The 14,443-nt window shown below is 63.5% G+C and carries 14 protein-coding genes; 12 read left to right on the top strand and 2 right to left on the bottom strand.

All coding sequences use genetic code 11. The annotated features are described in order from the left end of the window. Positions 1-353 precede the first annotated feature (353 nt). Positions 354-2,123: a GMC oxidoreductase gene (locus TZ03_RS20725; protein WP_051100058.1), complete on the top strand. Its 1,770-nt coding sequence runs from the start codon at positions 354-356 to the stop codon at positions 2,121-2,123. A 77-nt stretch (positions 2,124-2,200) separates the two neighbouring features. Here the strand turns inward: TZ03_RS20725 and paaX are convergent, their stop codons facing one another. Beyond that, the gene (gene paaX, locus TZ03_RS20720) at positions 2,201-3,124 is read right to left on the bottom strand and encodes a phenylacetic acid degradation operon negative regulatory protein PaaX (protein ID WP_177328495.1); all 924 of its coding nucleotides are present in this window, start codon (positions 3,122-3,124) and stop codon (positions 2,201-2,203) included. A 77-nt stretch (positions 3,125-3,201) separates the two neighbouring features. Then, a complete protein-coding gene (paaY, locus tag TZ03_RS20715; RefSeq protein WP_051100054.1) occupies positions 3,202-3,801 on the bottom strand; it encodes a phenylacetic acid degradation protein PaaY in 600 nt (199 codons plus the stop codon). 352 nt (positions 3,802-4,153) lie between these two features. Between paaY and paaF the strand changes: the two genes are divergently transcribed. The 11 genes from paaF to paaE all read left to right on the top strand — a co-directional run bounded on the left by paaF (position 4,154) and on the right by paaE (position 14,278). Further along, on the top strand, positions 4,154-4,927 hold the full coding sequence (gene paaF, locus TZ03_RS20710) for a 2,3-dehydroadipyl-CoA hydratase PaaF (protein ID WP_051100052.1): 774 nt from the start codon (positions 4,154-4,156) through the stop codon (positions 4,925-4,927). Positions 4,928-4,961: 34 nt separating this feature from the next. Beyond that, positions 4,962-5,753 (top strand): 2-(1,2-epoxy-1,2-dihydrophenyl)acetyl-CoA isomerase PaaG, encoded by a 792-nt coding sequence (paaG, locus tag TZ03_RS20705; protein WP_051100050.1) that lies wholly within the window; start codon positions 4,962-4,964, stop codon positions 5,751-5,753. Between the two features lie 2 nt (positions 5,754-5,755). Continuing rightward, positions 5,756-7,273, top strand: coding sequence for a 3-hydroxyacyl-CoA dehydrogenase PaaH (paaH, locus tag TZ03_RS20700; protein ID WP_051100048.1), 1,518 nt, complete (start codon positions 5,756-5,758; stop codon positions 7,271-7,273). After that, positions 7,266-7,706 (top strand): hydroxyphenylacetyl-CoA thioesterase PaaI, encoded by a 441-nt coding sequence (paaI, locus tag TZ03_RS20695; protein ID WP_051100046.1) that lies wholly within the window; start codon positions 7,266-7,268, stop codon positions 7,704-7,706. The genes paaH and paaI overlap by 8 nt, the downstream gene beginning before the upstream one ends. Beyond that, positions 7,699-8,919 carry a 3-oxoadipyl-CoA thiolase gene (pcaF, locus tag TZ03_RS20690; RefSeq protein ID WP_051100044.1) on the top strand — a complete coding sequence of 407 codons (1,221 nt, stop codon included), beginning with the start codon at positions 7,699-7,701 and terminating at the stop codon, positions 8,917-8,919. The genes paaI and pcaF overlap by 8 nt, the downstream gene beginning before the upstream one ends. Before the next feature lie 121 nt (positions 8,920-9,040). Beyond that, positions 9,041-10,360, top strand: coding sequence for a phenylacetate--CoA ligase PaaK (gene paaK, locus TZ03_RS20685; protein WP_051100042.1), 1,320 nt, complete (start codon positions 9,041-9,043; stop codon positions 10,358-10,360). Positions 10,361-10,602: 242 nt separating this feature from the next. Further along, on the top strand, positions 10,603-11,592 hold the full coding sequence (gene paaA / locus TZ03_RS20680) for a 1,2-phenylacetyl-CoA epoxidase subunit PaaA (RefSeq protein ID WP_051100040.1): 990 nt from the start codon (positions 10,603-10,605) through the stop codon (positions 11,590-11,592). Between the two features lie 25 nt (positions 11,593-11,617). Next, positions 11,618-11,899: a 1,2-phenylacetyl-CoA epoxidase subunit PaaB gene (gene paaB, locus TZ03_RS20675; RefSeq protein WP_004374528.1), complete on the top strand. Its 282-nt coding sequence runs from the start codon at positions 11,618-11,620 to the stop codon at positions 11,897-11,899. Positions 11,900-11,907: 8 nt separating this feature from the next. Continuing rightward, on the top strand, positions 11,908-12,666 hold the full coding sequence (gene paaC / locus TZ03_RS20670) for a 1,2-phenylacetyl-CoA epoxidase subunit PaaC (RefSeq protein WP_051100038.1): 759 nt from the start codon (positions 11,908-11,910) through the stop codon (positions 12,664-12,666). Then, positions 12,653-13,186, top strand: coding sequence for a 1,2-phenylacetyl-CoA epoxidase subunit PaaD (gene paaD / locus TZ03_RS20665; RefSeq protein WP_051100036.1), 534 nt, complete (start codon positions 12,653-12,655; stop codon positions 13,184-13,186). Before paaC ends, paaD begins: the two co-directional genes overlap by 14 nt. A 15-nt stretch (positions 13,187-13,201) precedes the next feature. After that, positions 13,202-14,278 carry a 1,2-phenylacetyl-CoA epoxidase subunit PaaE gene (gene paaE, locus TZ03_RS20660; protein ID WP_051100034.1) on the top strand — a complete coding sequence of 359 codons (1,077 nt, stop codon included), beginning with the start codon at positions 13,202-13,204 and terminating at the stop codon, positions 14,276-14,278. The last annotated feature ends 165 nt before the right edge of the window (positions 14,279-14,443 follow it).

The following is a 14,443-nucleotide window of genomic DNA, read 5'->3' as shown; positions in this document are numbered from 1 at the left end:
TATTCATTTTGTTTAGTTATTTAAAAGGATCTCCAGAACCTGCCCTTCAAGCGCCTTTGGCAAGCGGATCAATGTCGCGTTGTACTTCGAATACTCAGAATAGTTTCGAATGAAGCCAGGCAGCTTGATTCCGTTACTGGACAACGCAACAGTCGTACAAAGCGTGCCGAAACGCTGCAGGCTGCAATGCCGCGCAACAGGCCCTGTTTATCGCAGCCAGCCACTCTCGCTCCCCCATTTGTGCCCCCCGGCCTGCGCTCTTGAAATGCCACTTCGCTCTGCTAGCGTTAGGCAGGCTGCAAAGGAGACCCAACGGCGGCTACACGTCTGCCATCTTGCAATGGAGGCATCAAATGAGCGCAGTCACCAGTTCAACCAACTTCGGTCATGGCTACCCCACTCCCGGCCCACAAACGCCCACCGCACAAAAAGTGCTGGACCACGTGTTCTTTCTCTCGGAAAGCCAATGGAAGCAGGTCCGCGAAGAAGAGCAATTCGATTTCATCATCGTCGGCACCGGTTTTTGTTCCCTGGCGTTCGCCAAACGCATCCTCGACAGCAAGCCGCAGGCGCGAATACTGATGGTCGAACGTGGGCCTTTCTTTCTGCCCGAGCACTTCCAGAACCTGCCGATCCCCTACCAGAAAACCCTCGGCGGTTTTTCCGAAACCTTTCCTTGGACCCTGTCTGCTCGCACGGCCAGCCAACCGCCTGGCAATATCGGCTGGCAGCATGGAATGGTGCCGTTCTTCGGTGGGCGCAGCATCATGTGGAGCGCCTGGTGTCCACGCCCTACCCAGGAAGAAATGGCGTTCTGGCCTGAGCAGACCATTGCCGCGGCGCAGGAACGGTTCCAGTCGGCCGAAGCGCTGCTCAATGTGATCCCCGCCGACAAGATCGACACCCAACTCGATCCGCAAGTGCGTGAGCAGGTCACTCAGCAGCGCCCGGTCTACGGCACGATGCAGTTGTCGCTACAAGACATGCTCAACAGCAACATCCACAAGATCGACTCGGCGACTCGTTGGCTGCCTGCTCCCCTTGCCGCAGCTGCCGATCGGGCCGGTGGTGTGGACTTTGCGAAGTTTTCAACTCCCGCCGCGATCATGGAACTGGCCAGCCGCCAGGCCGACCTTGCTGCACTGGGTAAAGGCCACCCACTGCGTATCGTCACCGAGTGCATTGTCGAGCGTATCCTCCAGCAGGATGGTGCTGCCACTGCCCTGCAAACCTCCCGAGGGGTGGTCAACATCGGCAACGCCAAGCTGATCCTGGCCATGGGCACCTTGCCTCCGGCCACACTGTTGATGAACTCCTTCCCCCAGGTACGACGCGCTGGCGAGCGCTTTACCGCCCACTTCATCACCTCCGTGGTCGCCCGCGTGCCGCGCAAGGACTATCCGTTCGCGGACAAGCTCGGCGAGCTGGAACTGGCTGCGATCTATCTTGCTGGGCAGAACAAGCACAACGCCATGCAATACCATGTGCAGTTGTCGGTGCTGTCTGATCGCGACCCGCTGAAGAATGCGCAAAAAGCGGCGCGCTACATGCCGGATGTGGTTGCCACCGCGTCAATGGCACAACTGGAGTCGTCGAAGGACTACCTGGTGTTCGTCTGTGCGGTGCTCGGTGAGATGGATTTTCGGAACCCGGAAAACCACTTCCAGCGCAATGACCAGGCAGACCCGACCACCAACGTGACATTGCAGGTGTTGGCCAGTGAAAACGACCGGCTGACCTGGGACACCATGGATGAAGGTACTTTCCAGATGATGGAGCGGGTCTTCGCTCCGGAGGGCACCGTGGAGTATTGGCATGGTGACCCTAGTCAGGGTAGCTGGAAGGCCGAGCGTCCTGGTGTCGATGCCCGTCGGGTAGCCGGGCTGGTGCATGAGGGGTCGACGCTATGGATCGGCGACAAAGATGAAGGTGTGGTCGGCCTGGACTACCGGCCCCATGGCGTGGAAAACGTTTATGTCACAGGCGGCGGACTATGGCCGGCTAGTGGCTCGTGGAACCCGACCATGACCATGGTGGCGCTGGCCCAGGATCTGGCTGACCAGCAGTTGGAGAGTGTCAACGCGGCAAGAAAACCGCCAACCTCGGATTTGACTGAGGTCTGATTCTCAATCAGGGCCGCTCCTGCACAGGGCGATATGCAGGAGCGGCCAGGCTTCTCGCAGCATTAGGCATTAACGCCCTAGGCCAGTCCACCGAAACGTTTGTAGAAGCTCTCGTTCACATCCGGCAAAGGCCCATCCGCCGTCTCCAGCGCAGCGTTCAGCCACTCTTCGGCCTTGGCGAACACCAGGCGATAGAGGTTGCGACACAGTTGTCGCGCAGCCCTTCCCTCCCAATCTCCCGGCAGCAGTTCGTCAGGCAATTGCGGGTCGCGTAACAGCAGCCGACGATACTCGTGAATCAGCAGTGTACGTGCCAGGAAGCAATCCTGCGCATCGAGCTGTTGCTGCTCCTTCAAGCCTTGCCATAGTGGCCTGAACAGTTGGATGAACTCGCTGTACTGCTGCCCCAGCTCGTCGATACGCCAGCTTTCCCGCACCTGGGCGCGCATGGCCTTGGACGCGAGCACCTCCTGAGTGTGGGTTTCGAAGACGATGCTGTCGTCGCTGGCCTCCAGGTCACGCAAGGTCGCGGCCAGGTCGGCGCGGTCCGCTCGTGGGCAGCCCAGCAGGTTTGGTGCCATGACGCCAAACCCCTGCCATTCCAGCTCCTCACGCAAAGCCTTGCGCTTGCCCGCCTCCAGCTGCGACAGCAACACCAGCGTCCAGGCACCGTCCCAGGCCGGCTGGCTGGGGCTGTAGACCCGTTTGAAGGCCTTCTCGAAACGTCGGCGGCCAGTGCCGGTCAGGCTGTAGTAACTGCGCCGGCCAACCTTCTCGGCGGTGAGCCAGCCTTCCTTGGTCAGACGGAAGATCGACGTGCGGATCAACCGCTCATTGATGCCGACCGGCTCCAGCAGGTTGATCAGGCTACCTAGCCAGACTGTTCCGCCGTGAGGCTCGATGGCATCGCCGTACAGGGTGATGATCAGGGAACTGGCGCGGATCGGCGTCTGGTCCTGGAAGCGGGTGATCAAGTTGTTCAGTGGGGCGAGATTGCTCATGGGCGAACTGTGCGCGGATAAAGCACCGACTATACCTGCGCGGCGGGTCGCCTGGCCATTGTGCGGGGCTGTCAGGCTCATGCGCCCGCCTGGCCTTTGGGCCTGACGCCGGAATCCTGCATGCGCGGGCGGTCCGCTTCGGCTTCATTGAGTGGTGGGCACTCGACCATCGTGCTCATGCAGCGCTGCGCCAGATGCTGGTATTCCAGAGTGCCGCGCTGTTTCCAGGCAAGCTCCTGATCGGTAACGAGACGTTTGACCTGGGCCGGCGAACCCATCACCAGGCTTTGTGCCGCACATTCGAAACCGGCCTTGACGAACGCCGTGGCCGCGACGATGCAACGTGGCGCGACATGGGCGCCGTCCATGACCACCGCATTCATGCCGATCAGGGCGTCTTCGCCCACTCGACAGCCGTGCAGCACGGCGCCATGCCCCACATGCCCATTGCGTTCGATCACCGTGTCGCCACCTGGAAAACCATGCATCACGCAGGTGTCCTGCAAGTTCGCGCCCTCCTCCAGCACGATGCGGCCGAAGTCCCCCCGCAGCGATGCCAAGGGGCCAACGTAGCAACCAGGGCCGACGATGACATCGCCGATCAGCACCGCACTAGGGTGTACGTAGGCCGTCGGGTGAACCACGGGCGTCAGGCCGTCCAGTCTGTAGCAAGGCATGGCGAAACTCCTGAAATGATTTGAAATGCACATCGATCTTGTATCACAAATTAATTGGTCGTCAATTGCCTGAAACGTGTATCGCTTTTAAAGCGTTCGAAAATCTAGCATTTTATCGATGTTTTTCGGCGAACGTGCTGAAAATAGGTGTCTAATTTCAGAAAAATCATGGATTAGGTAATTGGCTAACCCACAAAAAGAGATACATGAAATAATTTTCGTGTTGCCGAAATGTATCGCGTAGTGCATATACTGGTTCCACCTGGGCGTGATCCAGCATCACGCCCCTGCAAACAACTCCAAGAAATGCCGGCCACACGATGCGCCGTGCGTGCAGCCAGAGGAACCCGACATGCCGCGATATCTCGATGTGCAGGCGCCAGAACACGGCGTCCGGCTCATTACCCTGCAACGGCCGGAGGCACTGAACGCCTTGTGTACCGGGCTACTGACAGAACTGGCCAGCGAGCTGGAGGCAGCCGAGCGAGACGAGCAGACCCGCGCCGTGGTCATCACCGGCAGCCGCAAGGCATTTGCTGCAGGCGCCGATATCCGCGAAATGGCCGAGCGCGACCTGGTCGGCATCCTCAATGACCCCCGTGTGGCCCACTGGCAAAGCATCGCCGCATTCGCCAAGCCGCTGATCGCCGCCGTCAACGGCTACGCCCTGGGGGGTGGCTGCGAACTGGCGATGTGCGCCGACATCGTCATCGCCGGCAGCGACGCCCGTTTCGGCCAGCCAGAAATCAATCTCGGCATCATCCCCGGCGCTGGCGGCACCCAGCGCCTGCTGCGTGCCGTAGGCAAGCCGCTGGCCATGCAGATGGTGTTGACCGGCGAAGCCATCAGTGCACGCCACGCCCTGCAGGCTGGCCTGATCAGTGAAATCACCCAGCCCGAACTCACCCTGGAGCGCGCCTTGCACGTTGCCCGCAGCATCGCCGCCAAGGCGCCGCTGGCGGTGCGCCTGGCCAAGGAAGCACTGCTGAAGGCCGGCGATACCGACCTGGCCAGTGGCCTGCGTTTCGAACGCCACGCGTTCACCCTGCTGGCCGGCACCGCCGACCGCGACGAAGGCATTCGTGCCTTCCAGGAAAAGCGCCAGGCCCGCTTCCAAGGCCGCTGATCATCTTTCCCTCGACTGACGGAGCGAGTCTGTCATGACTTTCCAGCACATCCTGTTTTCCATCGAGGACGGCGTCGCCCTCCTCTCGTTGAACCGCCCCGAACAGCTGAACAGCTTCAATACCGCCATGCATCTGGAAGTGCGCGAAGCGCTCAAGCAAGTACGCCAGAGTAGCGAAGCGCGGGTGCTGTTGCTGACGGCCGAAGGCCGCGGCTTCTGTGCCGGCCAGGACCTGTCCGATCGCAATGTGGCGCCGGGCGCCGAGGTACCAGACCTGGGCGAGTCGATCGACAAGTTCTACAACCCGCTGGTGCGCACCCTGCGTGACCTGCCGCTGCCGGTGATCTGCGCGGTCAATGGCGTGGCCGCTGGCGCCGGTGCCAACATCCCGCTGGCCTGCGACCTGGTGCTGGCCGCCCGCTCGGCCAGCTTCATCCAGGCTTTCTGTAAGATCGGCCTGGTCCCGGACTCCGGCGGTACCTGGTTGCTGCCGCGCCTGGTCGGCATGGCGCGGGCCAAGGCCCTGGCCATGCTGGGCGAGCGCCTTGGCGCCGAACAGGCTCAGCAATGGGGGTTGATCCACCGTGTGGTGGACGATGCCGCGCTGCGTGACGAAGCCCTCACCCTCGCCCGCCAGCTCGCCACCCAGCCCACCTACGGCCTGGCCCTGATCAAGCGCAGCCTCAATGCCAGTTTCGACAACGGTTTCGATGAGCAACTGGAGCTGGAGCGTGACCTGCAACGCCTGGCCGGGCGCAGCGAGGACTACCGCGAAGGCGTGAGTGCCTTCATGAACAAGCGCACACCGGCATTCAAGGGGTGCTGAACATGAGTGCCCTCGACAGCAAGGTGCAGGTGGCAGTCATTGGTGCCGGTGCCATGGGGGCCGGTATCGCCCAGGTCGCGGCCCAGGCCGGCCACCCAGTAAAGCTCTACGACAACCGCCCGGGTGCCGCCGCCCAGGCGGTGGCCGGCATTGAACGTCAACTGGCCCGTCTGGTGGAAAAAGGCAAGTTGCAGGCTGCCGACGGCGAAGCGATCAGTGCCCGCCTGTGCCCGGTGGACACCCTCGACGCATTGGCCGATGCCCGCCTGGTGATCGAAGCCATCGTCGAAAACCTGCAGGTCAAACAGGCGCTGTTCGGCCAGCTGGAAGCCTTGTGCAGTGCCGACTGCATCCTTGCCAGCAACACGTCGTCGCTGTCCATCACCAGCCTCGCCGCGGGCCTGAAGCGCCCGCAGCAGGTGGTCGGCATGCATTTCTTCAACCCGGCGCCGCTCATGGCCCTGGTCGAGGTGGTCTCGGGTCTGGCGACCGACCCTGGCGTGGCCGCGTGCCTCTACGACACTGCCCTGGCCTGGGGTAAGCAACCGGTACATACGCGCTCCACGCCGGGCTTCATCGTCAACCGCGTGGCGCGGCCGTTCTATGCCGAAAGCCTGCGTCTGCTGCAGGAAGGTGCAGCCGATTGCGCCAGCCTCGATGCCCTGTTGCGTGATGCTGGTGGCTTCCGTATGGGCGCATTCGAGCTCACCGACCTGATCGGTCACGACGTCAACTACGCCGTCACCTGCTCGGTGTTCGATGCCTTTTATGGCGATTTCCGCTTCCAGCCTTCTCTGGTGCAAAAAGAGCTGGTGGACGCCGGCCGCCTCGGCCGCAAGACCGGCCAAGGCTTCTATAGCTATGCCGAAGGCGCCGAACGCCCGCAGCCGGCCGAACTGAGCAGCCCTGCCAGCGCCGAAGCCTGCGTGGTCGAAGGCCACCTGGGGGTGATGCAGCCACTGGTCGAGCGCCTGCGACAAAGCGGCATTGCCGTAACCCAGCGCGCCGGTAGCGGCCTGATCCAGGTAGGCGATGCCACCCTGGCATTGTCCGACGGTCGCCTGGCTAGCCAGCGGGCCCGTGAAGATGGCTTGCGCAATCTGTTGCTGCTCGACCTTGCGCTGGATTACGCCAATGCCAAGCGCCTTGCCATCAGCTGGTCGGCCGATACCACCGACAGTGCCCGCAACCAGGCTGTGGCCCTGCTGCAGCGTGCCGGCCTGAAGGTAACGGCAGTCGCCGACCTGCCCGGCCTGGTGGTGCTGCGTACCGTGGCAATGCTCGCCAACGAGGCCGCCGATGCCGTGCTGCAAGGCGTTGGCTCTGCCGCCGACATCGACCTGGCCATGCGCGCCGGCGTCAACTACCCCTGCGGTCCGCTGGCCTGGGCGACCGACATCGGCATTGGCCATACCCTGCGCGTGCTCGACAACCTGCAGCGCAGCTACGGCGAAAGCCGCTACCGCCCTTCCCTATTGTTACGCCGCTGCGAAGCCAAAGGAGGCACCCTGCATGACTGAAGTCGAACTGGCACAAGCCTGTGCCGACGCCATGTACGCCCGTGACCAGGCCACCCAGGGCCTGGGCATCAGCCTGCTGGATGCTGGCCCGGGCCGGGCAAGCCTGCGCATGCCGGTTCGCGCCGACATGATCCAGGGCCATGGCACCTGCCACGGTGGTTTCCTGTTTGCCCTGGCCGATTCGGCATTTGCCTTCGCCTGCAACAGCTACGACCAGGCCACCGTCGCCCTGGGTTGCAGCATCGACTACCTGGCCCCGGCGTTGCGCGATGACCTGCTCACCGCCAGCGCCAGCGAGGTCAGCCGCAAAGGCCGCACCGGCCTGTACGAGGTGCGCATCGAGAACCAGCGCGGTGAGCTGGTGGCGATGTTCCATGGCAAATCCTACAAAGTGCGCGGCACCGTGCTGGCGCAGGAGACGCAAGATGACTGAACAGACCTTCGCCGATGCCTTGATCATCGACGCCGTGCGCACTCCCATCGGCCGCTACGCCGGCGCCTTGAGCGGTGTGCGCGCCGATGACCTGGCGGCCATCCCACTCAAGGCCCTGATCCAGCGCCACCCCGAGCTGGACTGGAAAGCTGTGGACGACGTTATTCTCGGCTGTGCCAATCAGGCCGGTGAAGACAACCGCAATGTGGCGCACATGGCCAGCTTGCTGGCCGGGCTGCCGTTCGAGGTGCCGGGTACTACCATCAACCGCCTGTGCGGTTCCGGCCTGGATGCCATCGGCAACGCCGCCCGCGCCTTGCGCTGTGGCGAAGCCGGGCTGATGCTGGCCGGTGGCGTGGAGTCGATGTCGCGTGCGCCGTTCGTCATGGGCAAGTCTGAGCAGGCGTTTGGCCGCGCGGCCGAGCTGTTCGATACCACCATCGGCTGGCGTTTCGTCAACCCGTTGCTGAAAGCGGCCTACGGCACCGATTCGATGCCGGAAACCGCTGAGAATGTCGCCGAACAGTTCGGCATTTCCCGTGCCGACCAGGACGCCTTTGCCCTGCGCAGCCAGCACAAGGCGGCCGCAGCCCAGGCCCGCGGCCGCCTGGCACGGGAAATCGTGGCGGTCGAGATCCCGCAGCGCAAAGGCCCGGCGAAAGTGGTCGAACACGACGAACATCCCCGCGGCGACACCACCCTGGAACAACTGGCCCGCCTTGGCACGCCGTTCCGCGAAGGCGGCAGCGTCACCGCCGGCAATGCCTCCGGCGTCAACGATGGCGCCTGTGCCCTGCTGCTGGCCAGCAGCGCTGCTGCCCGCCGCCATGGCCTGACAGCCCGTGGCCGCATTGTCGGCATGGCCGTGGCCGGGGTCGAACCCCGCCTGATGGGCATCGGCCCGGTACCGGCAACCCGCAAGGTGCTGGAGCTCACCGGCTTGTCGCTGGCCGACATGGACGTCATCGAGCTCAACGAGGCCTTCGCCGCGCAAGGCCTGGCAGTGTTGCGCGAACTGGGCCTGGCCGACGACGACGCGCGGGTCAACCGCAATGGCGGTGCCATCGCCCTCGGCCATCCGCTGGGCATGAGCGGTGCACGCCTGGTCACCACCGCCCTGCACGAGCTGGAAGAAACCGCCGGGCGCTACGCCCTGTGCACCATGTGCATCGGGGTTGGCCAGGGCATTGCCATGGTCATCGAGCGCCTCTGAGCGGTTGCGACCAACGACTTGTTACCGAACCGAACGCAGCCGTATATGCTGCGCTCATGACACTCACCGCGCGGCCTGCAACCGGTGCCGCGCGGCGTACAAGAACAATTCGAGTGAAGCCATGAACATGTACCATGATGCCGATCGTGTCCTGCTGGACCCGATGGAAACCGCCAGCGTCGACGCCCTGCGCCAGCACCAGCTGGAGCGCCTGCGCTGGAGCCTGAAGCACGCCTACGACAACGTACCGCTGTACCGCAAGCGCTTTGCCGAGTGCGGCGCCCACCCCGATGACCTCAAGTGCCTCGAAGACCTGGCGAAGTTCCCCTTCACCGGCAAGAACGACCTGCGTGACAACTACCCCTACGGCATGTTCGCCGTGCCCCAGGAAGAAGTGGTGCGCCTGCACGCCTCCAGCGGTACCACCGGCAAGCCGACGGTGGTTGGCTACACCAAGAACGACATCGATACCTGGGCCGATGTGGTCGCCCGCTCGATCCGCGCCGCTGGCGGGCGCAAAGGTGACAAGGTGCACGTCTCCTACGGCTACGGCCTGTTCACCGGCGGGCTTGGTGCCCACTACGGTGCCGAACGCCTGGGTTGCACCGTGATCCCCATGTCCGGCGGCCAGACCGAGAAGCAGGTGCAACTGATTCGTGATTTCCAGCCAGACATCATCATGGTCACCCCGTCCTACATGCTCAATCTCGCCGACGAGATCGAGCGCCAGGGCATCGACCCGCACGACCTCAAGCTGCGCCTGGGCATCTTTGGCGCCGAACCCTGGACCGACGAACTGCGCCGCTCGATCGAGCAACGCCTGGGTATCGATGCACTCGACATCTATGGCCTGTCGGAAATCATGGGCCCCGGGGTGGCGATGGAGTGCATCGAAACCAAGGATGGCCCGACCATCTGGGAAGACCACTTCTACCCCGAGATCATCGACCCGGTCACGGGCGAGGTATTGCCAGACGGCCAACTGGGCGAGCTGGTGTTCACCTCGCTGAGCAAGGAGGCCCTGCCGATGGTGCGCTACCGCACCCGTGACCTGACCCGCCTGCTGCCTGGCACCGCCCGGCCGATGCGACGGATCGGCAAGATCACCGGCCGCAGTGACGACATGCTGATCATCCGCGGGGTCAACGTGTTCCCGACGCAGATCGAGGAGCAGGTGCTGAAAATAAAACAACTTTCAGAGCTTTATGAGATTCACCTGTATCGCAATGGCAACCTGGACAGCGTCGAGGTGCATGTGGAACTGCGTACGGAGTGCCAGCATCTGGATGAAGGCCAGTGCAAGCTGCTGACCGCGGAGCTGAGCAAACAGATCAAGACTTACATCGGCATCAGCACCCAGGTGCGCCTGCAGCCCTGTGGCACGCTCAAGCGCTCCGAGGGCAAGGCTTGCCACGTGTTCGACAAACGGTTGGCCAGCTGAATTATTCGGCGGCCTTTTTCGCCCCGGCATTGTTCGGGGCTTTTTTTTGCCTGTACGCCTTGAGTTGTGGGGTTTCTGTGAAATCGAGCGCCGCGCGGGCGGCGCTCGATCTCACAGGCGCTAAAAATCCAACGGCGACCCCCAAAGCGATACACAAATATCATTCGATACACATAAAACTGTTTGACGTTGTGTTTTGTATCGCTTACAAATGACTCATGCCTTAGCAGGAGTCGCAGCACATGTACGCACAGCTAGTGGAAACCGGAGTCAAGCGCGTCAAGTCGCTGGAAGAGATGTCGCCCGAGGAGCGCAACTTCCAGGAAAAGATCGACGCCGAAATCAAGATCGAAGCCAAGAACTGGATGCCCGAGGCCTACCGCCAGACCCTGATCCGGCAGATCTCCCAGCACGCCCATTCGGAAATCGTCGGCATGCTGCCCGAAGGCAACTGGGTCACCCGCGCCCCCAGCCTCAAGCGCAAGCTGCAGCTGATGGCCAAGATCCAGGACGAAGCCGGCCACGGCCTGTACCTGTACAGCGCCATGGAAACCCTGGGCGCCGACCGTGACGAAGAAATCGCCAAGCTGCACAGCGGCAAGGCCAAGTACTCGAGTATCTTCAACTACCCCACCCTCAGCTGGGCCGACATGGGCGCGGTGGGCTGGCTGGTGGATGGTGCCGCCATCGTCAACCAGGTGGTGCTGCAGCGCACCTCCTACGGCCCCTACTCCCGCGCCATGATCCGCATCTGCAAGGAAGAGAGCTTTCACCAGCGCCAGGGCTACGAAATCCTTCTGACCATGATGCGCCACGGTACCCAGGCGCAGAAGGACATGGTCCAGGACGCCATCAACCGCCTGTGGTGGCCTGCGCTGATGATGTTCGGCCCCAGCGACGAGCATTCGCCCAACAGCGCCCAGTCCATGGCCTGGAAGATCAAGCGCCAGACCAACGATGAACTGCGCCAGCGCTTCATCGACCAGACCGTGCCGCAGCTGGAACTGCTTGGCTGCAGCGCCCCCGACCCCGAGCTGAAGTGGAACGCCGAGCGCGGCCATTACGACTTCGGCGAGATCCAGTGGGACGAGTTCTACGAAGTGATCAAGGGCAACGGCCCGTGCAACCAGGAACGTGTCGCCACCCGGCGCAAGGCCATCGAGGACGGCGCCTGGGTTCGCGAGGCCGCCGTGGCCTACGCGCGCAAGCAGCAGAACAAGAACGCCGCCTGAGCGGCGATTGATGCGGAGATCGAAAATGTCTGTCTGGACCCTCTACGAAGTGTTCGTGCGCAGCAAGCACGGCCTTAACCACAAGCATGTCGGCAGCGTGCACGCCGCCGATGCCGCCATGGCCATCGAGAACGCCCGCGAGCTGTATACCCGCCGCAGCGAAGGCGTGAGCCTGTGGGTGGTGCCCTCGGCGCTGATCACTGCCTCCTCCCCCGACGAGAAAGACCCGCTGTTCGCCCCCTCGGACGACAAGGTCTACCGCCATGCCAGCTTCTACGAACTGCCCGACGAAGTCGGACACATGTGAGGTTGGCCATGCACAACGAAGCCCTTATCCCCTACCTGCTGCTGCTCGGCGACAGCGCCCTGGTGCAGGGCCAGCGCCTCTGCGAATGGTGTGGCCGCGCCCCGGCCATCGAAGAAGAGCTGGCCCTGATGAACGTCGGCCTCGACCTGGTCGGCCAGGCGCGCAACTGGCTTGAATACGCCGCCGAGCTGCTCGATGACGGCCGTGACGCTGATGCCCTGGCGTTTCGCCGTGACGAACGCGCCTACCGCAACCTGCTGCTGGTCGAACAACCCAACGGCGACTTTGCCGTGACCATGGCCAAGCAGTTCCTCTACGACGCCTGGCACTTCGCTGTGCTTGAAGGGCTGGTTGAGTCCGGCGATGCGCGCATTGCCGGTATTGCCGCCAAGGCACTGAAGGAAGTCACCTACCACCTGCGGCGCTCCAGCGAGTGGGTACAGCGACTGGGCGGTGGCACCGAAGAAAGCCGCCAGCGCATGCTTGCCGCCATCCCGGCACTGTGGCGCTTCACCGTCGAGCTGACGGCTGCCAGCGACAACGAAGTGCGCCTGTCTGAAGCCGGTATCGCCGCCGACCCGGCTGTTGTCGGCGGCGCCTGGCTCAAGCAGGTGACCGCCACCTTCGCTTCGGTCGAACTGCCGCTACCCAAAGCCGCCAGCCACTTCTACCTGGACGGGCGCAAGGGCTTGCACACCGAACACCTGGGCCTGCTGCTGGCCGAGATGCAGTTCCTGCCAAGGGCCTATCCCGATGCAACCTGGTGAGCTGATTGCCGGCGACCGTGGCGCCCGCGCGCCACGCGGCGACGACCTGGCCCGGGCCTGGGCGGTCCTGGCCCAGGTCATGGACCCGGAAGTGCCCGTGGTCAGCGTGGTCGACCTGGGGATAGTCCGCGACCTCGACTGGCGCGCCGGGCACCTGCATCTGGTGGTCACGCCGACCTACTCCGGCTGCCCGGCCACCGAGGTGATCGAGGGGGATATCCGCCAGGCGCTGGAACAGGCCGGTTTCCCCGCGCCCGACCTGGAGCGCCGGCTTACCCCGGCCTGGAGCACCGACTGGATCAGCGAGCTGGGCCGTGAGCGCCTGCGCGCCTACGGCATCGCCCCGCCCCAAGGCAGCGCCAACAAGCGCAGCCTGCTCGGCGAAGCCCCCCAGGTGTGCTGCCCGCAATGCGGCAGCGCCCATACCGAATTGCTTAGCCAGTTCGGTTCCACGGCCTGCAAGGCGCTGTACCGCTGCCGCGAGTGCCTGGAGCCGTTCGACTATTTCAAATGCATTTGAGCCGTGGAGAACGCCATGAGCCAGTTTCACAGCCTGACCATCAAGCAAGTGCGCAACGAGACCCGCGATGCGGTGTCGATCGCTTTCGACGTGCCCGAGCACCTGCAGGCGCAGTTCCGTTTCACCCAGGGCCAGTACCTGGTCATGCGTACCCAACTGGACAACGAGGAAGTCCGCCGTTCCTACTCCATCTGTAGTGCGGTGCAGGATGGCGAGTTGCGCGTGGCGGTCAAGCGCGTGCCGGGCGGGCGCTTCTCGGCGTTTGCCAATGACGTGCTCAAGGCCGGCCAGCAACTGGAGGTGATGCCGCCATCGGGCCGCTTCTTCGTGCCGCTGGACCCGGCCCGTCAAGGCAACTACCTGGGCGTAGCCGCTGGCAGCGGCATCACCCCGATCCTGTCGATCATCGCCACCACCCTGGCCAGCGAGCCGCACAGCCGTTTCACCTTGCTGTACGGCAACCGTTCCAGCTCTGGTGCGCTGTTCCGCGACAAGCTCGAAGACCTGAAGAACCGTTACCTCGATCGCCTCAACCTGATTTTCGTGTTCAGCCGCGAGCAGCAGGATGTCGACCTGTACAACGGCCGCATCGACGCCGACAAGTGCGGCCAGCTGTTCTCGCGCTGGCTGGACGTTCCTGGCCTGGACGCAGCGTTCATCTGCGGCCCGCAGGCAATGACCGAGACCGTGCGCGATTGCCTGCAGGCCAATGGCCTGGGCAAGGAGCGCATCCATTTCGAGCTGTTCGCCGCTGCCGGCAACGAAGCCCGCCGCGAGGCCCGTGAGGCAGCGCGCCAGGTGGACTCGGCGCTCAGCCACATCACCGTGATCAGCGACGGCCGCGCCCTCACCTTCGACCTGCCACGCAACACCCAGAACGTGCTGGACGCCGGCAACGCCATCGGCGCCGAGCTGCCTTATTCGTGCAAGGCCGGCGTGTGCTCCACCTGCAAGTGCCGGGTGATCGAAGGCGAAGTTGAAATGGACAGCAACCATGCCCTGGAGGACTACGAAGTGGCGGCCGGCTATGTGCTGTCGTGCCAGACCTACCCGGTGAGCGACAAGGTGGTTCTCGACTTCGACCAGCTCTGAGACCGAGTCGCCTGCTTCGCGGGCGCGCCCGCTCCCACAGGGATAGCGCAGGCCTCAAGTACAGCGCCGCACCTGTGGGAGCGGGCATGCCCGCGAATAGGCCATCGGCAACACCGCAATACCCGCGTGACCTCAACAAAACAATTACAACACCCAGAGATCGCA

The organism is Pseudomonas sp. 10-1B (assembly GCF_000935045.1).
Taxonomy (GTDB): Bacteria; Pseudomonadota; Gammaproteobacteria; order Pseudomonadales; family Pseudomonadaceae; genus Aquipseudomonas.
The sequence above is the reverse complement of the archived record's forward strand: the minus strand, read 5'-3'. Positions and strand labels throughout refer to the sequence as shown.